Source organism: Aestuariibacter sp. A3R04 (assembly GCF_018860805.1).
Taxonomy (GTDB): Bacteria; Pseudomonadota; Gammaproteobacteria; order Enterobacterales; family Alteromonadaceae; genus Alteromonas.
Genome location: NZ_JAHKQR010000002.1, coordinates 262,384 through 287,100 on the forward strand (window position 1 = coordinate 262,384; position 24,717 = coordinate 287,100).

At 48.5% G+C, this 24,717-nt stretch carries 21 protein-coding genes; 5 read left to right on the forward strand and 16 right to left on the reverse strand.

Translation table 11 applies throughout. The features are described from left to right. Nucleotides 1-132: 132 nt before the first annotated feature. The 6 genes from KO518_RS04415 to KO518_RS04440 all read right to left on the reverse strand — a co-directional run bounded on the left by KO518_RS04415 (nt 133) and on the right by KO518_RS04440 (nt 9,574). Nucleotides 133-1,131, reverse strand: coding sequence for a glycosyl transferase family protein (locus KO518_RS04415; protein WP_216024625.1), 999 nt, complete (start codon nt 1,129-1,131; stop codon nt 133-135). Further along, nucleotides 1,115-1,999 carry a uroporphyrinogen-III C-methyltransferase gene (cobA, locus tag KO518_RS04420; protein ID WP_216024626.1) on the reverse strand — a complete coding sequence of 295 codons (885 nt, stop codon included), beginning with the start codon at nt 1,997-1,999 and terminating at the stop codon, nt 1,115-1,117. The genes KO518_RS04415 and cobA overlap by 17 nt, the downstream gene beginning before the upstream one ends. Beyond that, nucleotides 1,992-4,763: a nitrate reductase gene (locus KO518_RS04425; RefSeq protein WP_252735893.1), complete on the reverse strand. Its 2,772-nt coding sequence runs from the start codon at nt 4,761-4,763 to the stop codon at nt 1,992-1,994. Before KO518_RS04425 ends, cobA begins: the two co-directional genes overlap by 8 nt. A gap of 24 nt (nt 4,764-4,787) precedes the next feature. Further along, a complete protein-coding gene (gene nirD / locus KO518_RS04430; protein WP_216024627.1) occupies nt 4,788-5,141 on the reverse strand; it encodes a nitrite reductase small subunit NirD in 354 nt (117 codons plus the stop codon). An 11-nt stretch (nt 5,142-5,152) separates the two neighbouring features. Continuing rightward, nucleotides 5,153-7,696 (reverse strand): nitrite reductase large subunit NirB, encoded by a 2,544-nt coding sequence (nirB, locus tag KO518_RS04435; RefSeq protein ID WP_216024628.1) that lies wholly within the window; start codon nt 7,694-7,696, stop codon nt 5,153-5,155. Between the two features lie 312 nt (nt 7,697-8,008). After that, nucleotides 8,009-9,574 carry a SulP family inorganic anion transporter gene (locus KO518_RS04440; protein ID WP_216024629.1) on the reverse strand — a complete coding sequence of 522 codons (1,566 nt, stop codon included), beginning with the start codon at nt 9,572-9,574 and terminating at the stop codon, nt 8,009-8,011. A 218-nt stretch (nt 9,575-9,792) separates the two neighbouring features. On the opposite strand from KO518_RS04440, the gene KO518_RS04445 reads away from it, so the two are divergent. Beyond that, nucleotides 9,793-10,059, forward strand: a complete 267-nt coding sequence (locus KO518_RS04445) for a hypothetical protein (protein ID WP_216024630.1) — start codon at nt 9,793-9,795, stop codon at nt 10,057-10,059. Nucleotides 10,060-10,098: 39 nt separating this feature from the next. Here the strand turns inward: KO518_RS04445 and cynS are convergent, their stop codons facing one another. The 3 genes from cynS to KO518_RS04460 all read right to left on the reverse strand — a co-directional run bounded on the left by cynS (nt 10,099) and on the right by KO518_RS04460 (nt 13,221). Next, on the reverse strand, nt 10,099-10,548 hold the full coding sequence (cynS, locus tag KO518_RS04450) for a cyanase (protein ID WP_216024631.1): 450 nt from the start codon (nt 10,546-10,548) through the stop codon (nt 10,099-10,101). A gap of 13 nt (nt 10,549-10,561) precedes the next feature. After that, nucleotides 10,562-12,271 (reverse strand): bifunctional protein-serine/threonine kinase/phosphatase, encoded by a 1,710-nt coding sequence (locus KO518_RS04455; RefSeq protein ID WP_216024632.1) that lies wholly within the window; start codon nt 12,269-12,271, stop codon nt 10,562-10,564. An 83-nt stretch (nt 12,272-12,354) separates the two neighbouring features. Then, entirely contained in the window at nt 12,355-13,221 is an 867-nt protein-coding gene (locus tag KO518_RS04460) for a formate/nitrite transporter family protein (RefSeq protein ID WP_216024633.1), read from the reverse strand. A gap of 501 nt (nt 13,222-13,722) precedes the next feature. On the opposite strand from KO518_RS04460, the gene KO518_RS04465 reads away from it, so the two are divergent. Then, nucleotides 13,723-15,024 carry a nitrate- and nitrite sensing domain-containing protein gene (locus KO518_RS04465; protein ID WP_216024634.1) on the forward strand — a complete coding sequence of 434 codons (1,302 nt, stop codon included), beginning with the start codon at nt 13,723-13,725 and terminating at the stop codon, nt 15,022-15,024. On the opposite strand, the gene KO518_RS04470 is transcribed toward KO518_RS04465, so the two are convergent. Genes KO518_RS04470 through KO518_RS04480 form a run of 3 tightly spaced genes read right to left on the reverse strand, consistent with a single transcriptional unit; the run spans nt 15,014 to nt 19,850 of the window. Beyond that, entirely contained in the window at nt 15,014-15,643 is a 630-nt protein-coding gene (locus tag KO518_RS04470) for a phosphatase PAP2 family protein (RefSeq protein ID WP_216024635.1), read from the reverse strand. The two genes, KO518_RS04465 and KO518_RS04470, sit on opposite strands and share 11 nt — an antisense overlap. A gap of 11 nt (nt 15,644-15,654) precedes the next feature. Then, nucleotides 15,655-18,792 (reverse strand): efflux RND transporter permease subunit, encoded by a 3,138-nt coding sequence (locus KO518_RS04475; RefSeq protein ID WP_216024636.1) that lies wholly within the window; start codon nt 18,790-18,792, stop codon nt 15,655-15,657. Next, complete coding sequence (locus KO518_RS04480; RefSeq protein WP_216024637.1) at nt 18,792-19,850, reverse strand: efflux RND transporter periplasmic adaptor subunit; 1,059 nt, start codon at nt 19,848-19,850, stop codon at nt 18,792-18,794. Before KO518_RS04480 ends, KO518_RS04475 begins: the two co-directional genes overlap by 1 nt. Before the next feature lie 280 nt (nt 19,851-20,130). Here KO518_RS04480 and KO518_RS04485 point away from each other — a divergent pair, with 280 nt between their 5' ends. Continuing rightward, the gene (locus KO518_RS04485) at nt 20,131-21,063 is read left to right on the forward strand and encodes an AEC family transporter (protein WP_216024638.1); all 933 of its coding nucleotides are present in this window, start codon (nt 20,131-20,133) and stop codon (nt 21,061-21,063) included. Nucleotides 21,064-21,076: 13 nt separating this feature from the next. Here the strand turns inward: KO518_RS04485 and KO518_RS04490 are convergent, their stop codons facing one another. Together KO518_RS04490 and KO518_RS04495 are read right to left on the reverse strand one after the other, a co-directional pair. Next, nucleotides 21,077-21,397, reverse strand: coding sequence for a BolA family transcriptional regulator (locus KO518_RS04490; RefSeq protein WP_216024639.1), 321 nt, complete (start codon nt 21,395-21,397; stop codon nt 21,077-21,079). Further along, nucleotides 21,394-22,026 carry an alpha-ketoglutarate-dependent dioxygenase AlkB gene (locus KO518_RS04495; protein ID WP_216024640.1) on the reverse strand — a complete coding sequence of 211 codons (633 nt, stop codon included), beginning with the start codon at nt 22,024-22,026 and terminating at the stop codon, nt 21,394-21,396. Before KO518_RS04495 ends, KO518_RS04490 begins: the two co-directional genes overlap by 4 nt. Nucleotides 22,027-22,047: 21 nt before the next feature. Between KO518_RS04495 and KO518_RS04500 the strand changes: the two genes are divergently transcribed. Next, on the forward strand, nt 22,048-23,241 hold the full coding sequence (locus KO518_RS04500) for a methyltransferase (protein ID WP_216024641.1): 1,194 nt from the start codon (nt 22,048-22,050) through the stop codon (nt 23,239-23,241). Here the strand turns inward: KO518_RS04500 and KO518_RS04505 are convergent. Together KO518_RS04505 and KO518_RS04510 are read right to left on the reverse strand one after the other, a co-directional pair. Next, a complete protein-coding gene (locus KO518_RS04505) occupies nt 23,216-23,650 on the reverse strand; it encodes a hypothetical protein (protein WP_216024729.1) in 435 nt (144 codons plus the stop codon). The two genes, KO518_RS04500 and KO518_RS04505, sit on opposite strands and share 26 nt — an antisense overlap. Nucleotides 23,651-23,664: 14 nt before the next feature. Continuing rightward, nucleotides 23,665-23,892, reverse strand: coding sequence for a hypothetical protein (locus KO518_RS04510; RefSeq protein WP_216024642.1), 228 nt, complete (start codon nt 23,890-23,892; stop codon nt 23,665-23,667). 218 nt (nt 23,893-24,110) lie between these two features. Between KO518_RS04510 and KO518_RS04515 the strand changes: the two genes are divergently transcribed. Next, entirely contained in the window at nt 24,111-24,707 is a 597-nt protein-coding gene (locus KO518_RS04515) for a peptidylprolyl isomerase (protein WP_216024643.1), read from the forward strand. Nucleotides 24,708-24,717: the final 10 nt, after the last annotated feature.

Sequence of the window (24,717 nt, forward strand, 5' to 3'; positions counted from 1 at the left end):
GATTACACGTGTAATTCTTAAAAGCAAACATTTTTTCCCAAAGAAACTATTGCGGTTATTTGAGATAGGACCTGAGAACTGGCAAGTATGGAGAAAAGAGGATCCCGCTGCATCGCAACGGGTGAAAAACAGTTACGCCCTGACGCTAAATGGTAATGTGTTTTTATCCCGCTCTTGCCAGTAGGTGGTTGCGAGGTTGGTGGCGGCTTCAACTGATAACGACTTCGTGAGTATCAGATAACTCACGAGTGTTGCTTTAATCGATTGCTGAGCGTAAGCATGCTCCTGCTCTCCTCGCCAGAAAGACAGCATGGTTGATACATCCATATCTTTGTCTTTCAGCGCCCATGTTTCTGCCATTTCAGGCAGCGTGATGACGTCGGTATGGCCGTTACGGGTGACATAAAGTTCAGTGGGACGCTCTGCATTCACTTCGGGGTCACCGCCGTCGCCGCGAAAGCACAAAGACTGAAATTGAGGAAAGGCTTCATTTACCCGCTGATGTTTATGGTCAAGATGCATGTGATACACACCCTGCACATTAAATGTCGAACCAGTTGGATTCAACAAACGCGCGAGGGTATTTGCACAAGAGCGCAGTCCAAACACTTCTCGTAGTTTAATCAGGGTGTTTAAAGGCGGTAGTACTGCGCCTAAATCCAAATACGCCGCATTGTAGGTATTGAGCTGCGCAATTGCTTCATCAACGGTGGATATGGCTGGCAAGCCGAGTTCGGGCAGCGCAAGTGAAGCGTATAAACGCCCCGAGCCAGGCTCATGGGCGCCGTGCAAAAACACCCTGACTCCCTGTTGCGCCAAACAAGCCACCGCTAACAAATACCAGGGTAATTGTCGGCGCTTGCCTGCATAGCATCCAATATCCAGATCTACACTAATAGTCTGAAAAGTTGTTGGTATGAGCTCCCGGCACGCTTCCACGAATCCAATGACTTCTTCCGGCGTTTCTTCCCGGGTGCGAAGCAACATTAAAAATGCGCCCCGTTGATCACCTGTTACTTCTCCGGCAAGTAACATTTTCATTGCCGTGTAGGCTTCTTGCCTGGTTAGACTGCGGCTTCCCTTCTGACCTTTTCCGATAATTTTAATATACTGACTAAATTCCTGTGACATGGCTAACCTGTTGAAGAAGTGCTGGCGTGACGCTTTGCCGAGACTTTACCACCTCTCCGAAGATCAACAAAGCAGGACCTTGCAATTCTGCCTCTGCCACCTGTCGTGAAATAGAAAAAACCGTGGCAGTCACCACTTGCTGGTTGGGACAGCAAGCATTTTCAATGACAGCCACAGGGAAATTGTCTGGCAAACCCGCCTTTCGCAATTGCTCACAAATCAGTGATAAACGTTTCAGCCCCATATAAACCACCATAGTTTGGGACATCATTTGTGCGGCCATCTGACAAAAATCAGGCAGTACGTCTTCGTCTTTAAAGTGTGCCGTTGTCAGCGTAACCGATTGTGCACAATGACGATCTGTAAGAGGAATGCCGGTATAAGCAGAAGCACCTGAAGCTGCGGTGATCCCAGGCACTATGGCAAAGGGTATCCCCGCCGATTCCAGCGCTGATGTTTCTTCTGTGGTACGTGCAAAAACGGCAGGGTCGCCACCTTTCAGGCGAACAACGTTAAGACCAGACTGAGCCAATTCAACCATTCGCTCACAGATTGCGTTTTGCGGCATAGAGTGCTTGCCTGAGCGCTTACCAACGAACTCTGTTTTGACGTGGCGCGGGATCTCCGCTAACACCGATTGATTGACTAACCAGTCAAATAATACAACATCGGCTTGTTGCAAACACTTCCAGGCTTTTATAGTAAGTAGCTCTGCGTCTCCAGGGCCCGCTCCGACAATCATTACACGCCCTTTTTGACGGCGTCCACTTGTCGCAGGCGCGTCAGCGTGCTTATGGCCTTTTGTAGTATTTTCCATTCCCCGGCGAAAGAGCAGCCCAGGTAGTTTAAAAATAGTGGTGCTAATCATGGAGACTTACCCCTTTCTTAATAAGTTCTTCTTGAGAAGATGTTGCCACTTCAGACAAGCAGCGTTTGAGTTCAGGTTTACATGAGCCGCAATTAGTGCCGCACTTGAGCTGTTCGCCCAATGCTTCTACCGTCGACGCCCCAGCATCGATAGCATCATCAATAACTTTTCTGCGCACACTAAAACAGCTACACACCACCGGCCCTTGTAAAAATGAATCCTCTGGCTGACGGCGGAGCAGTGCCGCCACATCCTCTTGCGTGAGCCCATCCCGGCCCAGGCAATCTTCCAGCCAGCTATCTGGTAAATCTGTTTGTTGTGGATCTGTCCACACACCAAGCATCAAGTTGTTATTTTCTGTGGCAATCAGTGACAATCCACGCTCGCTCACAGTATAAGTAAGCACCCACTTGCCAGGTATCAACTGCCATATTTTATTGAGCAAATCTGAAGGTGCATCAGAGGTGGCCAGCATCGCGGATGTTCCACCGTTAAGTGGCAGCATTGCCCAGTACTCAAAGGCGTCACACACAGATTTCACCAGGTGTGATTCACGTACAATGGTCTTGCCATAAAAAGGAAAGACGACAGGCTTAACCGCTACCGCCCCTTGCTTGAGCTCTGGTTGACCGGAAATAGGATCATGAGCCCCGTCGAATAGCGCCCCAATGGTAAGGTGTGAGCCCCAGGTTACAGACCAGTGAATAGGTGCAAAACAGGATCCTCTGCGCAGTTGAATGTCAGCCTTTACTGGCAATATAACCGGGCGCTGCGAGCTACAACCACTGTTAACAGAGGTCAAATCACCTTCCGTAACACCTAATGCAGCCATATCATCGGGAAACATGTGTAGGGCAGCATGAGGCGTATGTGCTAAAAGCGTTGGCGCACGCCCGGTTCTGGTCATGGTATGCCACTGGTCACGCAATCTTCCCGTATTCAGGATAAAAGGAAATTCCGCGCTGGTTTGTTGCTGAGGCAAACGGGGCGAAACGGGGACAAAATGGGCCCGTTTATCTGCTGTATAAAAGCGCCCATCGCCAAATATTCGTGAGGGAGAATTGGTATCTTCTGAGTTTACTGGCCACTGTACCGGCGTCAGCGAGTCATAGGCTCGCCGACTTAAGTCACACAAACCACTAAGGTCTAATGCCCGCTCGCCGTTGTTCTCAAAGGCCGTTAACGCTGCATGCTCGGCAAAAATATCTGCCGGGTGACTATAAGAAAACTGATCAGCGAATCCGAGCTTTTTTGCGACATCGCACAACGCTTGCCAATCATGTCGCGCTTCGCCTGGCGGTTGCATAAGCCCTCGCTGCCGGGAAATTCGACGCTCCGAGTTAGTTACCGTGCCATCCTTCTCAGACCAGCCGGAAGCAGGCAGCACCACATCTGCAAAGGCTAATGTGTCGTTTTTACTCACAATATCCGACACGACTACCATGTCGCATTTCGCCAGTGCTTGCTCTACTTCATTGCGGTTAGGCATGCTAACCACAGGGTTCGTTGCCATTACCCACACAAATTTAATTTTTCCCTGTGCCATCTGTTTAAACATATCAACCGCTTTAAGGCCGGGTTGCTGACAAACAGTTGGAGACTGCCAGAACCGTTGAACACGTTCCCGGTGTACCGGGTTGTCGATGTCCATATGAGCGGCAAGCATATTTGCCAGCCCTCCCACTTCCCTGCCTCCCATGGCATTAGGCTGACCTGTAATAGAAAAGGGGCCACTGCCTGACTTGCCAATTTTCCCGGTGGCCAAATGACAATTGATAATGGCGTTACCTTTGTCCACGCCTGAAGACGATTGATTGATGCCCATGGAGAAAAAAGAAATCACTTTTTCGTTAGCAGTAAAATGCTCGAAAAACTGCAATACCACGTGTAAGGCAATGTCGCACTGTTCAGCCACGACCTCAGCCGTATAGAGTTCACTGGCCTTGATAGCCTCTTCAAACCCCGTCGTATGCTCGTCAATGAAAACGCTATCTAGTGCATTTGCCTTGACGATGTAACGCAATAAGCCGTTGAACAATACGGCATCGGTGCCGGGTTTTATTTTTAGATGGCAATCGGCCAAGGTCGCGGTGTCGGTTCCGCGAGGATCAATCAATACTATTTCAAGGGCTGGGTTGAGTTGCTTAGCCCGCTCAATTCGCTGAAAAAGCACGGGGTGCGTCCAGGCCGCATTACTGCCAATAAAAATAATACAATCTGCACACTCTAAATCGTCGTACTGACAAGGTACGATATCTTCTCCAAACGCCCGTTTATGTGCCGCTACGGCTGAAGACATGCACAACCGGGAATTAGTGTCTATATTCGCCGTCCCCAGGAAACCTTTCACGAGTTTGTTGGCAACGTAATAATCTTCAGTGAGCAATTGACCAGAAACGTAAAATGCTACTGCTTCAGGGCCATGCTCACGAACAACACTGGCTATTTTATCTGCAATGCGGGTGGTAGCTGTATCCCAGCTTTCCCGCTTGCCATCTATAGCCGGGTACAATAAACGGCCATCCGAGCCGGTTGTTTCCAGCAAATTGGTTCCCTTTACACACAATCTTCCAAAATTAGCAGGATGTTCTGGTGTGCCCTTAAGGGATACAGCTTCAACAGTGCCTTTTTTAGACTGCAATGTAATATCAACGCCACAGCCCACACCACAATAAGGGCACGTCGTTTGCGCCAGAGCCGGTGTCCTGATGAGGTCTGGCAACGGGCCTGAAGTGTTTATCTGTGTGGTGCGGGCATGATTCATTGCTGTGTCCTGTAAAGCGTACTATTACACTGCGACCAGAATGCGGCCATCGCGTAACTGGATACCAAATGTCAGCAAGCTGACTTCATCTTTTTCAATACAACGGCCCGTTTCAAGGCAGTAATGCTCTTTATAAAGTGGTGAAGCCACCACAGTTGCATCGCCCACTGAGCCAATAATGCCTCTGTAAATGACATTCGCTTTACCAATGGGGTCCCAGTTAGAAACAGCATATAGCTGACGACTTTCTTGGGTTATCACGGTGAAAATAGCAATTTGCTGATCTTCAACCAATGCGCAGATCCCACTGTTTTCAACGAGCTCTGACTCGGCACAGATATCGTGCCAACGAGGTGCTAGTGCTGCTTGTGCCTGCATAATAATCTCCTTTACTTGATTGCGACGGGGATGCGCGCTGAGCCGGCAATTTTTTCTGCTTCAGTAGCAGGTCGAATCTGGCCTCGCTCATCCACAAATTGAATATTGGAATCTTCCTTCTTGCTGTTAACAAACTGACGGAAGCGTTTCCTAGCCGTTTCAGATTCAAGGGTGGTTTTCCACTCACACTGATAGGCATCAACAATGGTTTGCATCTGCGCTTCCAACTCATCAGCTATGCCCAAAGAGTCTTCAATAACCACAGACTTGAGATAGTCGAGCCCACCTTCGAGATTTTCCATCCACACTGAGGTGCGCTGTAAACGGTCTGCGGTTTTCACGTAGAACATGAGAACTCTGTCGATGTATTTAACCAGTGTGTCGCCGTCTAAATCTGTGGCGAATAAGTCCGCGTGTCGGGGTTTCATACCGCCGTTTCCACACACGTAAAGATTCCAGCCTTTTTCTGTGGCAATAATACCGATATCTTTACTTTGTGCTTCGGCACATTCCCGGGTACACCCGGAAACCGCGAATTTAATTTTGTGCGGTCCACGCAAACCTTTGTAACGGTTTTCGATGTTAATGGCCTTGCCTACAGAATCCTGAACGCCATAGCGGCACCAGGTACTTCCTACACACGATTTAACCGTTCTCAGCGCTTTCGCGTAGGCGTGCCCGGTTTCGAAACCGCCGTCAACCAGTGCCTGCCAGATATCAGGAAGTTGCTCTACACGCGCGCCAAACAAGTCGATGCGTTGACCACCGGTGATTTTGGTGTACAAACCATATTTTTTAGCGATTTCGCCGATGAGGATGAGTCCTTCGGGAGTGATCTCACCACCTGGAATACGTGGGACCACCGAATAGGTACCGTCTTTTTGCATGTTTCCAAGGTAAGTATCGTTGGTATCCTGCAGCGGCAGATTGTGTTGATTGAGAATATAGTCATTCCACACAGAGGCCAGTATGGAACCAATTGCAGGCTTACAGATATCGCAGCCCAAGCCGCTTCCATGTTTGGCTAACAGGTCGTCAAAGCTGCGTATTCCTTCCACTTTAACGATGTGAAACAGTTCCTGCCTGGTATAATTAAAGTGTTCACAAATGGCTTTTGATACTTCTACGCCACGCTTTTCGAGTTCACTGTCTACTACATTTTTCAGCAGTGCAGTACACCCGCCACAACCAGTGCTGGCTTTTGTGGCGCTCTTAACATCACCCAAGCTGGTGCAACCATTGTCCAGTGCCTGGGTAATGTCGCATTTGGCCACATTATGACACGAGCAAATAGTCGCGGAACCTGGCAACGCATCCGCGCCAAGAGCGGGCTGCTCGCCGGCTGAAGGTAAAATAAGAGACTCGGGGTGTTCAGGTAACGCGATGCCGTTCAGACAATACTGTAACAAGGTATCATAGTCACTGGTGTCTCCAACCAGTACAGCACCTAGTACGTGTTCTTGCGTGCCATCAACCACCAGCTTTTTGTACACACCTTCTGGTTGATTGTGGTAGATATAACTCAATGACCCCGGCGTTTTACTATGGGCGTCGCCGATTGAGCCAACTTCCACACCCATTAGTTTAAGTTTGGTACTCATATCTGCGCCGGTAAAAGACGCTTCTTCGCCACCAATGTGGCTAGCCACGGTACGAGCCATGGTATAACCCGGTGCGACCAAACCGAAAATTCGGTTATTCCACAGGGCACATTCTCCTATGGCATAAATACTTGGGTCGGAGGTTTGACACTGATTGTTGACGACTATTCCGCCGCGCTCTCCAACCTCAAGGCCTGACTTTTTGGCGAGAAAATCGGAAGGGCGAATACCTGCTGAAAACAGAATCATATCGGTTTCCAGATGAGTTTCATCGGCAAAGTTCATACGATAGCGGCACTGACTGCCGGTCTCGATCACTTGCGTGGCTTTCTGTGTATGAACCGTTACTCCAAGATCTTCAATTTTGTCCTTGAGGACAGTACCGCCAGCCTGATCCAGTTGCACTGCCATAAGCTGGGGAGCAAATTCCACCACATGGGTTTCCACGCCAGCTTGTTTTAGCGCATTTGCCGCTTCAAGCCCAAGCAGCCCTCCGCCGACAACCACACCAACTTTGCTGTCTTTAGCAGAGGCTTCTATAGCTTCGAGATCTTCGATAGTGCGATACACCAAACAATGGGGTTGATCATTGCCAGGAATGGGAGGCACAAAGGGATAAGAACCTGTGGCCAGCACCAGTACATCATAAATAAAGGTTTCAGTAGCCGTGGACACGGTTTTGTTTTCGCGGTCGATATCAATGACCTGCGCGTCCAATTTAAAGGTTACGCCCCACTGACGGTAAGTGTCTTCGTCAGTCATTGCGAGATCGTCGGCGGTGCTGCCACTAAACCAAGAAGACAAATGCACGCGGTCATATGCCAGCCGCTTTTCGCCGCTAAGGACAGTTATGTCACAACCCACCTGGCTGTTGACCAATTGTTCGACAAAGTGGTGCCCCACCATCCCGTTACCTACTACCAGGATTTTTGGATGCGGTGTTGATGTTGTCATTGTTGAACCCTTTTTTGAGCCAAAAAAAAACCCATGACCAGCTATCTGGTCATGGGCTTCGTTGCCTGTTGCACGTAAATGCGTACGCAAATTATCTACACAATAACGATTTGTATGCCTCATTGTGGGTAGCGCAATATCGCCACACCACTGCTTTTATTTTTTCTTACTGTGAACGCTAGTAACGTTAACAACAATGATGCCAACTTTTTAAGGCATTAAATATCAACAAATTAAAGAAAAAGGGACGGAATTTAAGCCGTCCCTTTCGCACTCAAATGTTGCACAATGCGCCAATTATGTGCAACCCAATCACGCCAATTTATCGGTAGCGACACGATAGCGTGGATCTTCATTCACGTTAATTTCTACAAACTTGTCAGCCTTGTTCAACAAACTACGGCACTCGGGGCTGATATGACGAATATGCAGCTTTTTGCCCTGCTGTTCGTATTTATCGGCCAGAGTATCAAGAGCATCGATACCTGAAGAGTCCCAAATCCGGCTGTTGTTGAAGTCAATAACCACATCTTCTGGGTCATTGGCTACATCGAACATTTCTTTGAAATGACTGATTGAGCCAAAGAATACCGGACCGCGCAATTCGTATACCTTCCATCCGTCGCTATCGATGTGGGTTTTCGCTTCAATGTAGCGCGCCGCTTTCCAGGCAAACACCAGTGCCGATACAATCACACCTACCACAACGGCAATGGCCAGGTCAGAAATCACCGTTACCGCGGTTACCAGGAAGAGAACAAATGCATCTTCCTTATTAACACCGCGTATAATGCGGAACGACGCCCATTCAAAGGTGCCAATCACTACCACAAACATTACGCCTACTAACGCTGCCAACGGAATCATTTCGATTAACGGCGCGGCAAAAAGAATAAAACCAAGCAGTACCAGCGCTGCGGTAATACCTGACAAACGACCCCGACCGCCAGAGTTTATGTTGATCATGGATTGCCCAATCATCGCGCAACCACCCATACCGCCGAAGAACCCGTTTACGGTGTTAGCTACCCCCTGGCCGATACACTCTTTGTTTCCACGGCCACGGGTATCCGTCATTTCGTCAATGAGTGAAAGCGTAAGGAGTGATTCTATAAGGCCCACCAAACACAGAATGACGGAAGTCGGCAGGATTATCATCAGCGTGTCGAGGGTAAAAGGCACCATAGGAATGGCAAAAGTCGGCAATTCACCAGCCAGAGTTGCTGAGGCTTTCTGGTCTTCTGGTAACAGGTCGCGCACGAAGTCGATAACCGTTCTCGCTTCCAAATCGAGGCCGTGAACCAATGCAGTAATAGTGACAATGGCAACCAGTGACGCAGGTACCGCTTTAGTCAGCTTTGGCAATAGGTAAATAATTGCCATTGTAAGCGCGACCAAACCCAGCATGATATACAACATACTGCCTTCCATCCAGGTCAGATTACCGGCTTCACCTATCACCTTAAACTGACCGAGCTGAGCCAAGAAGATCACAATGGCCAAACCGTTTACAAAGCCAAGCATCACGGGATAAGGCACAAGGCGTATAAATTTGCCTAACCTGAACACACCACACATGATTTGTAGTAATCCAGCGAGAAGCACCGCTGCGAATAAGTACTGCACGCCGTGTTCCGCGACCAGCGCGACCATGACCACCGCCATGGCACCTGTGGCGCCAGAAATCATGCCTGGACGCCCGCCAATAGCGGAGGTTATAAGACCCATCATAAAGGCGGCGTAAAGACCAATCATGGGCTCAACACCAGCCACGAATGCAAAAGCAACGGCTTCAGGCACCAATGCCAGCGCAACCGTGATCCCCGACAGAACATCATTTTTCACGTTGCTGTCTTTGTTATTAATTAAATCAAACATTGCGATCCAATTCAGGTTAAGGGTAGTTCAAAAAACGGTCGGCGATTCTACCACTAATGCTTATTAAAGTCCTTTAATAGAATGTTAATACCGCGGGGATGATAGGCTCGTATGGCATGCTGAATGGTAAATTTCATCTTCACTGGTAAGGGACATTTGCAATCTGCCCGTCACCTATGCACACTGTTGAATTTTTTACCGACTTTGGGGATTGATTGATGGCATATCTGTTGGCGGCAGTAGCGCTAATTCTGGCCTTTACAATAAATTGGGTTATGCCGCGGCCATTCTGGCGGGCAACGCTGGTATCTGCGGTATCCATTGTTGTTGTTACTGCCTTGGGCTTGCTCTATCTCCCTCTGGGGGCTGATCTCGAAGCGGAAAAAGTGCGCAGTTGGGTTTGGTCAATACTTCCACTTCTTGGCTTTTTCGGTATTCTTATTTCTGTATTCGTAGGATGGTTTCTACACGTAGTTCGGCGTTAACGGAACAGGCCCCGCACATCAGAGCCTGTTGCTGGCATATCAATAGATTTTGTACGGCAAAAATTTTCCAGACATAACAACTTTTACCCTGTCGCCTTTTGGATCAGGCTCCCGTGTCAGGTCCATCGAAAAATCAATGGCACTCATAATGCCATCACCGAACTCTTCGTGGATCAACTCTTTCAACGTTGTACCATATACATTGACCAGTTCATACCAACGATAAATCAACGGATCAGTGGGTACCGCTGTTGGCAATGAACCTTTATAGGGTGCAATTTGTAACCAGGCGATGGCCTCATCACTAAGTTCAAATAATGCGCCTACGGCTTCAGCCTGCTCTTTTGTCATTGCCATCTGTCCCAAGCACGCTGCTGTACTCCATTCTTTCGATTCACCGACCACCTCGGCTACCTGTGACCATTTGATATGCTTGCTGACTTTTGCACTCATGATCATGGCGGTCACTTGCTGTCTATCTGAAATCATAGGATTTTCCTCGTTAGTTAACAAAGCGCTCTGTAATGAGCACAACAATAAGAATGAGTAATACGCCACTTACGCCCTGCCAAAATGCCACTGGGTTTCGCTCTAGTAGCGGTGGCCGTTGTTTGGAAACATAAGCAGGATTTGGGTGTCGCAAATCGTAAATAAATTCTGAAAGGGCGTCATAACGTCTGCCGGGATCCGGATTAAGGGCCTTTTTCAACGTGTGATCCAGCCAAAAAGGAATATTTCTTTTTGGATCCAACACGCTGCGATAAACGAGCTTTTTCTGGGCTGATATACTCAGCGCTTTCGCTACATTCGCACCATAGGGGTACCGCCCGCTGAGCAGATAATAGGTCAGCACAGCAAGGGAAAACTGTTCAGAGCGCTCACTGCCCCCCTGCCCCAGGAAATATTCAGGGGCAGCGTATATCGGAGTACCAGGCACACCGTTTTTCAGTTCAAGTCCGCTATTCAGGCCTGCCACCGAAGCCGAACCAAGATCAATCAAAACCACCGCAAGGCTATCGTTCACCATGATATTTTCCGGCCGGATGTCCTGATGTATTACATCCTTTCGGTGTAACGCCATCAGCCCTTTTGCTACCTGCTCTACAATCTGCCTTATGGTTTCGAGATCTGGCGCTGGATTGTCAGCAAGCCATTGCGCCAGTGTTACGCCGCGAATTCGCTGACTGAGCGTATAAAACGCGGTTCGCGGGCCAGTATCCGACGGTGCACCGACAACATACTGGCTATTGATACGACGCATAACCCACTCTTCCATACAGCACCCGGAAAGAAATGCTGCTTCGTGGGCCATCTCGACCGATGGCGCTTTTAACATCATTTCCCGACCAGACGGATTGTGTCTTACAAGATAAACATGACTTCTCGCACTGTGATATACCGCTCTAAGGACAGTGAATGCATCTATAGTGTCTAACGGACTCAATACCGGGGGAATAGCCAATGACGTTTCACCAATCTGGAAGGGTTCATTTGCGGTGCTTTCCACCCATACGACTTGTACCGACAAGTTGTCATCGCTACCGGCTTCAAAGGCCATATTTACCAGCGCGTTGGCTGCGGTTTGGGGGTCATCCCGATACTTGCAAATCACAGCTTGCATGACTTCCTGGTCAATATGCTCATAGACACCGTCGGTGGCCAGCACAAACCCATCTCCTGCTTGCAGGGATAACTGCTCAGTATCCGCCACCACTGTCTCATGCATTCCCAATGCGTTGCTTAAATAATACCCGCTACCGGGCTTCGGATGCCTGTGTTGTCTGGTTAGGACTTCAAACTTAGTATCGCGCAAGCGGAAAATACACGCGTCACCAATGTGAAATAAGTAAGCGGTGTCGCGACGCAGAACAAGTGCACTGAAGGTACAGACGTACCCCTTGTCCCGTTCACCGTTAAACGGACTTTCACGGGTTTGTGCGACTAACCAGCGATTTATCGCCTGAATAACCTGTAATGCAGCCCGAGGAACCGACAAGGTATCTGAGGTACAGTAATAGTCATCGAGAAATTGTCTAACAGCAACCTGGCTGGCAATATGACTTACGTCACTGGAGCTAATGCCGTCGGCCAAAAGCACACAGGCGCCCTTGAAATCGAGACGGTCATTGGTCGGCACACACGCGCCTATGCTGTCCTGGTTTTGCGTTTTCTCGCCTGCGCTGGAAAATTGACCTACGGATAATGTGAGCATAATTGGGACGTGTGAGAGGTGGAATAAATGGGCTGGTAGCGTCACGGTTAACACCACCAGCCAAGCTTTTTTGCTACTGTGAATTAATTTGCTGTCGCGGGTTTGCTTGCAGACTCGGATGTGACCGGCGGCGTACCCGTAGCCAGTTTACGCTTCGGCGCAGTGCGGTAGTGAGTGCTGTAGAGAGTTAACCCTGTGAACGCCAGACCGCCGACCAGATTGCCCAAGGCTGTAGGAATTTCATTCCAGATGAAGTAATCCATTACAGAAAAATCACCGCCCATAATAATGCCAAAGGGGAACAGGAACATATTTACAACGGAATGTTCAAAGCCCATGAAGAAGAAAAGCATAATTGGCATCCACATGGCGAGGATTTTGCCACTTACATGAGTAGAGATCATCGCTCCGACGACCCCCATAGATACCATCCAATTGCACAGCATGCCGCGGATGAATATAGTTAACCAGCCCTCGGTACCGTACTGCGCATACCCCAGGGTTCTCGCTTCACCAATACCCGCCACCTTCGCAGCAATGGCACCGCCATCGGTATTGTAGCCGTAGGTAAATATAAACGACATCATAAATGCCACTGTCAAGGCACCGGCAAAGTTGCCACAGAACACCAGCCCCCAGTTTCTCAGGATCTGAGACCAGGTCACTCCCGGACGTTTAGCCAGCCAAGCTAGCGGGCAAAGCACAAACACACCGGTGAGCAAGTCGAAGCCCATCAGATACAACATACAAAATCCCACAGGAAAAAGTATAGCCCCGATAAGAAAAACGCCGGTTTGAACGGCGATAGTAATTGCAAAAACGGCAGCAAGCGCAAGAATGGCGCCCGCCATATAACCTCTGACCAGTGTGTCACGGGTAGACATGTAAATTTTGGATTCACCCGCGTCCACCATCTTGGTTACAAACTCGTTGGGTAATAAGTAAGCCATTGTGTATACCTTTAAAATGAGTGTGTTGGATTATTGCGCGAGTCAACAACATCACAACAAAATGCGGGCACAAAAAAACGCCCAAACCATCACCCTTAGGTGTGGTACTGGACGTCTTTATCCAAATTTCCATTTTGTTGTACTGCGTCGCACAAGACGCGCTTACTCGTTACGAACTTTCAGCGTAGTAATTACAGCAAAGATGGGGCCATATTTAATTTCATTTTACTTTCCAATACGATAGCTATTTGATATGAGGTTTGATGGAAATATCACCCTGTCGTTTTGCACCACAATAATGCAATGACGCACTAGTTTGAGCCTTCCCGTGCTTTTTGTCTTCACTAAGAGGCTACTCACCGCAATCTGGACTTTTTTATATCGCCAGTTACAACGGGAATATCAACAACTTCGCCTACAAATTTTCAGCCCTGTAATGAAACGGCACAGAATAAGCTTCGCTCTTGCTAAGGCAACTCACCACCGACAATTATAGTTTTCATGGCAACCTATAGCGAAGCAACAAAACGGTTTCTATTAGCAGCAAAGCACGCTGAAATTCACGCTCTGAATCAATTGTCGTCAAACTGTAGGCTGGTAATTACAGTGGCGGACATGATTCACGAATTACAGAAAGAAAGGGGGGTTAGTAACGTTTTTCTGGCCTCGGACGGCGCAAGATTTAGCACCACACGTACTCACCAGATAAAGGCAAGTGAACAAGCGGAACAAATCCTGAGAAGTCAGCTTAAAGCTTTGTATCTCGGCTCCGAAGAAAATGCTGCCAACATGCGGCTACTGGCCAGCATCACTATGGCCTTGCAGGGCTTGGACAACTTGCCGCTACTCAGGGAACAAATTGGCACACAAGAGGTTACCGCGCTGTCATCAACCCAGGCATACTGCCGTTTGGTAGGCGGATTGCTCACGGTTATTTTTGAAGCCGCAGACGTCGCCAGTGACCCCCAAATTACCCGTCTTCTGGTTGCACTGTTCAACTTTTTACAGGGCAAAGAGTTTGCCGGGCAAGAGCGGGCCTGGGGGGCAATTGGTTTCGCTGAAACTCATTTTAACACATCACTTTGCGAACGCTTGGAGAGACTTGAACAAGACCAGAACCACAGCTTCGATATCTTTTGCACATTTGCAGAAACCACCGTGCGCGATAAGTGGAAACAGATCATAGAAAGCGCGGTGCAACAAGACATTAATCGCCTGCGCACAATGATTCAGCAACTGGCTGATGGCAGCCCCATTGACGGTCAAATCAGCGAGGTGTGGTTTGACGTGGCCACCAAACGCATCGACGCCATGCGTGATATTGAAGAAGTTTTAACCCGCTCGTTGGTCGATATGGCAGCTCATAGGGTGGCAGAAGCTGATGCGGAGCTTAAAAACCATCGCAAGCGATTGCGCTACCTGGAACAACAACCCGCTCCTTCAGGTAGTCCACTTACCATGCTTTTTGACCCGCAAATGCCCGGGTTACGAGGCTCTGATTCACTCTCAGTTCAACAGGTAGCGGATGCAGAGAACCTTTCCGCTCACCGCTCCTTCTACGATTTACTGTGCGATCAATCGGCACATATTAAAACCATGGCCGCAGAACTTGATGAAGCGAGACAGGCGATTATCGATCAGAAAAACATCGACCGGGCCAAGCTGCTCATCATGCAGCAATGGCAACTTTCTGAAGAGCAGGCCTACCGACGGTTACAAAAGTCTGCCATGGATCAGAATTGCAGATTAGCGGACATTGCCGACAAGGTTGTAAAAGCCACAGCGCAAAAATCTAGCTGTTAGCGCGCTGAAAGCACATGCGTCCCACCGCAAACCAGCAAAGGCCGGCCAACCAGCCGGCTGCAACATCCGTTGGCCAATGAACACCAAGAAACACCCGGCTCACGCCGACAAGCAAAATAATGGCCCAAGCCGCGGTCCACACCACAAAAGACAGTTTTTGCTCCCCCATCAATGTGCTCGCCACAAATGCCAAGCAGCAATAAGTCATCGCAGCGGCCATCCCATGACCCGACGGAAAACTGCTGGTATAAACTGTTGTGCTATGGGCTACCAATGACGGCCTTGGCCGATGAAAACCCCATTTTAATGCAAAGCCTACCAATACCCCCGTTCCGACCGTTAGCAGCAAAAACATGGCTAATCTTCGTTGAGATTTAAAAAACAACAGTGTTGCCACTAATAGCGAACAGAAAATAACAAACCAGTTACTTCCCAGCGTGGTCACGTCGCGAAAATGCACAGCAAGCCACTTCGGCCCAACAGACTGGTATTCGTAGTTGGGATTGTGGAACCAAAGCATAATGGTTTTATCCAGTACACTATGAGGGTTAGCATTGATAAACATACTCAGCAAGACAAAAGCTGATGCACTTAGCACCAGCAAAAGCGGCATATTCATCTTGGGAAAGCTCAATGCTGTGCCCTGGCTCCAAAGGTTAGCGATTTGAGTTTTTCTCCCAACATCAGTAACGCCGGTGTAAGTAGCAAGGTAAGAAACGTGGCAAAGGTTAAGCCACCCGCAATGGTGCTCGACAATACCGTCCACCACTGAGCAGACGGTGCACCAACAGAAATCTCTCTGCCTACAATGTCAATAGTAAGGGCAAATACCATGGGTAACAAACCCAGTATCGTGGTCACTGACGTAAGTAAAACGGGACGAGCCCGCTGTGCCGCCGTGCGCATAATGGCTTCCTGGGCTGACATACCTTCTCCTTTTAACGCATTATACGTGTCAATTAGTACAATGTTGTTGTTCACCACAATGCCCGCCAGCGCAATGGTGCCTATTCCACTCATCACAACAACAAAGGGTTGTGCTGTCACCATCAAACCGATAAGTACACCTGCCGTTGAAAAAATGATGGCACTGAGCACCACGAAGGCCTGGTAAAAACTGTTAAATTGCGTGACTAAAATCACCAGCATTAAAAAAATAGATCCAATAAACGCGTTACTCAAAAACGTCATGGATTGCTGTGTATCTTCATCTTCCCCTTGAAAAGACAACATGACGCCCGCGGGCAACGGCGATGCGCGCAATTCATCTCTCAGCACCGCGAGCTTCTGATCCAACTGCTCGCCTTCGGCTATTTCAGCTTTAATAGTGTAATTTCTCGCGCCATCTAAACGACTAATACGGCCGGTTTTCGGCGCGGGTTCAATCGTGACGAAATTTCCAATGGGTACAGATCCTTGCGCAGACGGGATACGCAGTTGATAGAGCTGTTCGATATTGCGAAAGTCTTCGGTAAAACGCAGACGAATCTCCACTTCTTCTTCGGCATCATCCGGACGATACTCTGCAAGTAGAGCACCATTAGTGATCAGTTTGACCACATTGCCGAGCAAGGTAACATCCACGTTGTATTTTGCTGCTTTTTCCCTGTCTACCAGTAACCGCCACTCCACACTGGGCAAGGGTCTTGAATCTTCAACATCGACAAAGCCACCAACCTTGTCCATCAGTTGAAGCAGGTGTTTAACACTTTGCAGCAAAGCATCGTGATTTATACCACTCAAAGCAATTTGCACAGGTTTACCAGCGGTTGGTCCCATGTCCGGCAGACGCACCTGCACTTTAATACCGGGTATAGTGTCAACATATTCGCGAATCTTTGCCATGATCTCTGACGCTGGCGGCCGACTTTGCCAATCGCTTAATTCCAGTTGGATCACACCTATTACATCTTCGGGAATGTCAGATTGATTGTTGCTGCCGCCTCCCATTGTACGAGCATACACTGAGTCTAAATGATCTTGCTCAAGCAGAAAATTTTCCACCTTACGAATGAGCTTATCCCGCTCGTAAATAGACAAATCCCCTCGGGATTGCACCTGCACCTGCAAGTACTCCGGCTCTATATCCGGGAAGAATAGAATTCCTCGCCCTAATACGCCATAGCACACAAACGTCAGGATCATGATACCAATGGCGGTCAGTGTCGACTTACCGGGATGGCGCACTATCACGCGCAAAAAACGCAGATAGCGTCCCAACCACCCTTTGATGGCAGACAGTTCACCTTTTTCTGCCAACCGAATGTACTTTACTGTATTGGAAGTGGAATCCACCTGTACTTTTTTGGTGATGATTCCCCCGAGCACAGGAATAAAAATAAGGGCCATAAATAAAGATGCGGTGAGAGTGATAATTACCGTGAGGGGCAGAAAACTCATAAATTCCCCCACCAACCCGGGCCACACCAGCAAAGGAAAAAATACCGTCAACGTGGTAATAGTAGAGGCAATAATGGGCCACGCCATTCTTTTCGATGCCGATGCAAAAGCAGTCTTTGGTGATTCGCCTTCGGCTATTTTACGGTCTGCCAATTCGATGGTGACAATAGCGCCATCAACCAGCATCCCGACCACCAGAATCAAACTAAACAGCACGATGATGTTCATGGTCATGCCGAAAAAATAAATAACCGACATGGCAGCCAGAAATGACCCCGGGATAGCCAGTCCTACCAGAATACTTGGTCGAATGCCCAAGGCGAAAACAATCACAACCATGACGAGAATAATGGCGGTAATGACATTGTTCTCAAGATCGCCCAGCATACTTTTTATTTCATCTGACTTGTCTTGCAAGTAATCAACCTGAATTGTATCCGGCCATTGTGTACGGCTCATTTCTACCAGATTTCTCACCGCGGCAATAGTTTCGATGATATTTGCACCACTGCGTTTGGACACTTCCAGGGCAATGGCATTTTCTCCCCTTAGTCGGGCAAAACTGGTGGGGTCTTTAAACGTTCTTCGAATAGTAGCCACATCGTCGAAGGTAATGATGGTATCGCCGACTTTTTTCACGGGTAATGTAGCGAGATCCTGCATAGTTTCTATCACGCCTGGCACTTTAAACACCATTCGTCCCGCACTGGCATCAATAGCACCAGCAGCCACCAACCTGTTGTTCTGGCTAACGAAGTTGAGTACATCGGGAAACGATAAATTGTAGGTTTCCAAGGCTAAAGGATCGATGACGACTTCCAGTAACTCTTCTCTGTCGCCTGCAATATCAACCTCCAGCACGCCGGAGAGGGCTTCGATTTCGTCCTGCAACCGACGGGCGACGTTGATCAGTGTGCGTTCAGGCAAGTCACCAGACAACATCACCGTTAATACAGGAAAGAGCGACAGATTTACTTCCGTTACTCTGGGCTCTTCACTGCCTGGTGGTAGTTCTGCTTTAGCCAGATCAACCTTTTCCCTTACATCCAGTAATGCCTGATCGGCATCAAACCCCGCGTCAAACTCAAGGGTGACTGAAGCAAAACCCTGAGACGCGTTCCCCTTCATTTCCTTGAGCCCTTCAATTGACTGAAGCTCTTTTTCCAACGGCCTTACTAACAAGCGCTCACTGTCTTCAGGCGCTATGCCTTCATACACAACCGAAACGTAAATAAAGGGAATGGTAATGTCAGGCTCTGACTCTTTAGGTATGGCGAAATAGGCACTGGCACCGGCAATGGTCAATACAAAAAAGACAAGAGCTACGGTGCGGGTACGGGCAAAAGCGGCGTCAATTATGGCATTCATCAAGGCGCCGCCTTTTCAACTGGTGTCACCGTATTTCCGGCTTCAACAAAACCTTGTCCTGTGGTTATCAGGTTCACCCTCTCCGGTAACCCCGTCACCCAGACACCATCGTTATCTGACTGCAATAAAGACACCTCGTGAAACACAACCTGATTATTATCATTTACCGACTTTAAACCTATCTTGCCATCTTCCGTTAACGAGAATAACGCCGGTGAGACATAGTGAGCCTGTTTGGTATCTACATGTAAGCTCACTGTCGCGCTAGAACCAGACTTCAACTGACCATCTGGGTTCGGAATGCCAATTTCGGCCAGGTAGGTTCGCGAAGCGCTACTGGCATGGGGAGCCACGAAACGCACTTCCCCGGTAACGCGCTCACCGGTTGCTAACGCTATATCCGCAGTCAGCCCCGTTTTAACCTGATTTATACGTTGTTGCGCAACTTGTACCTGAACCACCAAAACAGAGGTGTCCACTAACTCCAGCATCGGGTCTCCAATGCTGACCACGTCGCCAACTTCAGCGCTGACTGATTGCACCACTCCATTAAATGGAGCGGTGGGGTTAACAAAGCTGATGTCTGAACGAATGCGCGCAATAGCGGCCTCAGAGGCCTTGAGATTAGCCAGCGCAGTATCCAGTTCAGATTCGCTCTGATATTGTTTATTGGCGAGGGCGGATAACCGTTGATAATTTTTCTTCCGCGCTTCGTACAGCGCCAATTGTTGCTCTAACTGAATAAACCGGTCTTCCATATTAATGCTGAGCAATATGTCACCACCACTTACCGCGTCGCCTTCCTCCACCAGAATCTTTTCTATTCTGCCGTTGGTTTGCGCTTTTACCTGCAAGCTTCTCTCTGGCACAGTTTGCCCTTGGATAACAATAGAAACCGGTACTTCCCGGGCTATAGATTGAGAGACCTCGACGGCAAAAGGTTGGGTTTTATCGGTGTTTTCTTTTTTCTGTTCAGGATCTTCGCCCACCATTCCCGACAACATCCAACCAACAATTAAACAGACAAATAACAACGCGAATACTGATGATTTATTCATTCCTCGATCATTCCTTTTGACATCTGTGTGAGCTGGCGAACCGCGCTTGCGATAATAAAATATCTAGCCTTATGCCCATAACCATTATGACTGAACAGCACTATTAGACCAATTTCCACGCATTAACCTGAGCAATAAATAGTTTCAACATGTGTCCGTTGCAAACCGTCCTGCGAGAAATCGAAAAAAAGTAAAATCAGACATAACATCTTGATTAAAAACGCCACGGGCTTTGATGATTTGATATACTGACATCATCTCATTTCTGTCGCAGCAGTTCATGTTTTCATTTGTTACCAGCACGCTGATACCTGTGCTCATACTATTACTACTGGGTTGGTGGTTTTACCGCATCAAGTGGCTCAATGAAGGGTTTGTCGAAGCCGGTTCCCGACTCGTTTTTAATGTGGCTCTCCCTGCACTATTGTTTTTGTCTATTAGCCAGGCGGATTTTGCTCGCACGGCTAATGCACCGCTTATCGCAATTGGTGTCACTGGCTCGTTGCTGATGTGTTTACTGCTGATGCTGGCGGTAAATTATCTGGTAACTGCGGATACTGCCAAGGGTGTGGTCGTACAAGGGGGATTCAGGACGAATATGGGCATTATCGGTTTGGCCTATTGCGCGAATACCTATGGCAATGAAGGGTTGGCCGCAGCTTCCGTTTACATGGGGTGCATCACCATTTTATTTAATGTCGTGTCGGTTTTTGTCTTGAATTTCTATCAGAGTCACCACCGTTCGCCCATCAACCATCTTAAAGGTATTCTTCGTAACCCCTTAATATTAGCCATTACAGCGGCGTTGCCTTTTTCATATTTTCAATGGTCACTGCCTGCCGTTATTTCCACCACCGGCGAATATTTTGCCCAGCTCACCCTGCCTCTCGCCCTCATTTGTACCGGCGCGTCATTGCAGTTTCGCTCATTCTCAGGTGATTGGAAAAATCTGGCTCTCAGCACTGTAAGTAAATGCTTACTTTACCCAGCACTCTTAGTGTCAATGGCATACCTGGCAGGCTTCAGAGGGATGAATCTGGGCATTGTATTGTTACTTTCCATTGCACCTACAGCAGCGGCCAGTTATGTGATGGTAAGGAATTTAGGTGGCGATCACAGGCTGGCTGCCAGCATTATTGCCGTCACAACCCTGGTATCTTTACCGGTAACGGCAATCGCATTTGGCGCCCTCTCCTCAATGGGGTTGGTGTAAAAAAGTAAACCTTTTAGCCTTTCTTGCTGCCACCTAAACAGTCGGGCGATGCCACAACGCTTTCCCCTCGCGCCTCCCATTCAGCAGGCGTATAGGGATGCAGTGCCAGCGCATGAACCGGGCCAGCCAATGCCTCCGCCAGTAACGCGTTGACTTTTTGATGCCGGGGTACGCGGCGAACATTGTCAAAGGCATCGCTTACTACCGTGACGTTAAAATGGCTTTGCGCCCCCGCTGGCACATTGTGTCCGTGGCTTTCATCCACCACATTAAGATATTGCGGTGATAAGGCGGCAGTGAGCTGTTCTTCAATAAAGGTTTTTACATCATTCATGGTAACTCCGGCATAGCGGGATAAACATAACGAAAGGTAAGGTTAATTCTACCACCCAATGGTTTTTTGGTCTTGTTAATACCGTGGTGATAATACCGTTGTGTATCTTGACTCATTATCAGTAAAGAGCCAGGTTCCAGTAACACGCGGGTGGTCACTTTCGTTTTCTTATGACGAAACAAAAAAGGCCGGGCCTGGCCCAAGGTGACAGATGCAATTATCGGCTGTGGCCCAAGTTCAGGCTCATCATCGGCATGCATACCCATGCTGTCCTGACCATCTCTGTACCAGTTTACCAGCACGCTGTTGAACCGTGTTTGTGCGGTTTTTTCACATCGCTGTTTTATTTCGGCAAGTTCGGCGGTCCAGGGTGTGGGGATCATGGTGAGGCCAGAATAGGAATAGGTGGTGGTACTGTCACCAAACCAGGCCTGCAAACGGGGAATTTTCACCGGCTTGCCAAACAGTTTAATGGTATCCTGTCGCCAGTTTACGTTACGACATAACGACGCATAAAGCGCGCTTGCCGCTGATGCTTGCAACCAATTGGGGTAATAGCACACGTGGGCACCGGGCAAATCCGGTAGTAATTGAGGCGCGTCGTTATTGTCAAAAAGCGATTGTTGCATTGTTTTAAGAGCCAGAAACCTATGAGCGAGAATACGTTTTTTTCCTTTCGCGACCGCCAGTTAACCCTTGTTCGCCACCCTGCCAAGCACCAACATGTGAGCCTGCAAGCCTGGGACAGCGCCGACGAACTTATTATTGATCATGTGGCTGATCAGTGCGATGGACAAGTCGGCAGATGCATTATTTTTAATGATGATTTTGGCACACTGGGGTGCTGGTACGCCGAACAAAAGCCTACCTGGGTGTCTGACTCGTGGATTGCGCACCGCTCACTGGCAGATAACCTGCTTACTAATACCCAAGGCGTGGTACAAGACAGTGAAGGCAAGGTATATTCACCGGTTCGGGCGTTGGATTCCCTCGCCCCACTTCCTTCGCCGGTAGACACGGTATTGATAAAGATACCACGTACTCTGGCATTACTTGAACACCAACTTATTGCCCTGCAAGGTGTGATTACTCCCAACACCCGTGTTGTGGCTGGCGCAAAAGTCAAAACCATCACCCGGGCCGTACTGAACTTATTTGAAAAATACATAGGGCCCACCACCACGTCACTGGCGAAAAAGAAATCCCGTTTAATTTTCGCTACTGCCAGTGCTGATAAGCTTGCATCACCAAGCCCCTCGCCTTTTCCTACTCACTGGCAAGTGCAGTTAGCCGGTGGCAAAACAGTAGACATCAGCAATCATGCCAATGTGTTTTCACGGCAGTCGTTGGATATCGGTGCACGATTTATGCTGGAACATATGTCTGTGAGCGGCCATGAGCGCATTATCGACCTTGGCTGCGGTAACGGCGTTTTAGGGTTAAACGCGTTGGCCATCGCCCCGGATGCACAGGTCACTTTTGTGGATGAATCCTTCATGGCGCTGGCCAGTGCCCGTGATAATGTGGCGCACAATTTTCCTGACAAACTCGACCAGTGTGAATTTGTACCTTCTAATTGCCTCGATGCCTTATTGCATCAGGAAAACGGGCCGTACAACAAGGTGTTTTGCAACCCGCCTTTTCATCAGCAAAACGCCATTACCGACCATATCGCCTGGCAAATGTTTAACGACAGCAAGCAATGCTTAGCCAGGGGCGGCAGTCTGGTGGTGGTAGGCAACCGTCATCTCGATTATCACGTGAAACTCAAGCGCATTTTTGGGGGAGTGAATCAGCTGGCAAGCCATCAGAAGTTTGTTATTTTGCATTCGGCAAAGCGTTAGTATAAGGCGAGTTGTTAATATTCGCCACCCACTGCTGAAACGCTTTTTGTTGTGGACTTTGGCTGGCTTGTTGCACGGCTACCTGAGCAATTAACGCTTCTAACTCTTCTGCACTTAAACCCGCCAGGTTGGCAGGTTTAATATCCCGATGTACGAGGCCTGCTTTGTGCACATCGCTTAAGCCTTTTAGCAGCTGTTCCAGGTACCCTTCGGCCGAAGCTAGGGGTAACGGCCGGGGTTTATCTTCGGGGTCGAGTTCGGCAATCACAGATGTATCGGTAGCATCGCTGCCCAGCAGATTGCGAAGTGAACGAGGAAGGTAAGGCATGACATAATACGGCGTACCGTTAACGAGTTCATCGAACTCGAATACATCAACAATATGGCCGTTGCGATTGAGTTTGCGCAGGGTACGTGCTTCGTTTAATTGAGTACGGTGCTGGCGTCACTGGTGGCACTGGTTGCCATGCGGACGGCGTTATCATCGCGGATTTCAAATACCTTGATAGCCACTTTTTCGCCGAGGCGCGGATCTTGTGCCAAATACACCGCACCAAAGCCGCCTGCACCAAGCTCCCTGATGATTTTATACTTACCGATCCTTTCCATGATAGATAACTGCTTAGATTCCAGCGGACAATTTTCAACCAATTGAATCTACCGGATATTGATTAAAATTCAATAGTTAATCATAAAGTAGTGGCGTTCCCCCATATCGCGCGGGCACTAAGATAATGGTGTACTTTGATTTGCGTTGTCCTCTGCTTTCCCCCTGTAAAAAAATTGTCTGATAGTGGTGAGAAGTCGTCATCTCGATTATCATGTGACGCTCAACCGTATTATTCAACTAAACCCTAAGGGAGTATTTTATGTTGCGCACGTTGTTTCTGGTTTTAACACTGGTTACCACCTCGGTAGTGGCAAAGACCAAAGAAGACGGCTCACATATTCAACCGGACAATTTTTATCCGCGGGTAAAAATGGAAACCTCCATGGGGGATATCGTGGTGGAATTGTATCGACGTCGCGCACCGATCACGGTGAATAATTTTCTGCGCTATGCCAGTAAAAACGGCTTCAACGGGACTATTTTTCACCGTGTGGTGCCCGGCTACATTGTTCAGGGCGGTGGCTACAACACTGATTACGAGGAAAAACCCAGCTACGCGCCCATATTCAACGAATCTGGCAGTGGCATGAAAAACCGCATGTACACTATTTCCATGGCCCGTGAAAACGACCCACACTCAGCCACACGACAGTTTTTCTTTAACATGAACGACAATGCCAATCTCGACCCGGGCAAAGATTGGGGCTACGCCGTCTTTGGCATGATTGTAGAAGGCGAAGAAGTGGTCGAGAAAATGATGGAAGTGGAACGGGAATATTCCATGGAACTGGGTTTACCCAACGCGCCGGTCGAGCAAATTATCCTTAAAAAAGTGACAGTGTTACCGCCAGTGTAAACCCTGGCCT

Coding starts and splice junctions, on each gene's coding strand:
- KO518_RS04415 (WP_216024625.1), bottom strand. CDS start 1,131: ATGTCACAGGAATTTAGTCAGTATATTAAAATTATCGGAAAAGGTCAG.
- cobA (WP_216024626.1), bottom strand. CDS start 1,999: ATGATTAGCACCACTATTTTTAAACTACCTGGGCTGCTCTTTCGCCGG.
- KO518_RS04425 (WP_252735893.1), bottom strand. CDS start 4,763: ATGAATCATGCCCGCACCACACAGATAAACACTTCAGGCCCGTTGCCA.
- nirD (WP_216024627.1), bottom strand. CDS start 5,141: ATGCAGGCACAAGCAGCACTAGCACCTCGTTGGCACGATATCTGTGCC.
- nirB (WP_216024628.1), bottom strand. CDS start 7,696: ATGACAACATCAACACCGCATCCAAAAATCCTGGTAGTAGGTAACGGG.
- KO518_RS04440 (WP_216024629.1), bottom strand. CDS start 9,574: ATGTTTGATTTAATTAATAACAAAGACAGCAACGTGAAAAATGATGTT.
- KO518_RS04445 (WP_216024630.1), top strand. CDS start 9,793: ATGGCATATCTGTTGGCGGCAGTAGCGCTAATTCTGGCCTTTACAATA.
- cynS (WP_216024631.1), bottom strand. CDS start 10,548: ATGATTTCAGATAGACAGCAAGTGACCGCCATGATCATGAGTGCAAAA.
- KO518_RS04455 (WP_216024632.1), bottom strand. CDS start 12,271: ATGCTCACATTATCCGTAGGTCAATTTTCCAGCGCAGGCGAGAAAACG.
- KO518_RS04460 (WP_216024633.1), bottom strand. CDS start 13,221: ATGGCTTACTTATTACCCAACGAGTTTGTAACCAAGATGGTGGACGCG.
- KO518_RS04465 (WP_216024634.1), top strand. CDS start 13,723: ATGGCAACCTATAGCGAAGCAACAAAACGGTTTCTATTAGCAGCAAAG.
- KO518_RS04470 (WP_216024635.1), bottom strand. CDS start 15,643: ATGAATATGCCGCTTTTGCTGGTGCTAAGTGCATCAGCTTTTGTCTTG.
- KO518_RS04475 (WP_216024636.1), bottom strand. CDS start 18,792: ATGAATGCCATAATTGACGCCGCTTTTGCCCGTACCCGCACCGTAGCT.
- KO518_RS04480 (WP_216024637.1), bottom strand. CDS start 19,850: ATGAATAAATCATCAGTATTCGCGTTGTTATTTGTCTGTTTAATTGTT.
- KO518_RS04485 (WP_216024638.1), top strand. CDS start 20,131: ATGTTTTCATTTGTTACCAGCACGCTGATACCTGTGCTCATACTATTA.
- KO518_RS04490 (WP_216024639.1), bottom strand. CDS start 21,397: ATGAATGATGTAAAAACCTTTATTGAAGAACAGCTCACTGCCGCCTTA.
- KO518_RS04495 (WP_216024640.1), bottom strand. CDS start 22,026: ATGCAACAATCGCTTTTTGACAATAACGACGCGCCTCAATTACTACCG.
- KO518_RS04500 (WP_216024641.1), top strand. CDS start 22,048: ATGAGCGAGAATACGTTTTTTTCCTTTCGCGACCGCCAGTTAACCCTT.
- KO518_RS04515 (WP_216024643.1), top strand. CDS start 24,111: ATGTTGCGCACGTTGTTTCTGGTTTTAACACTGGTTACCACCTCGGTA.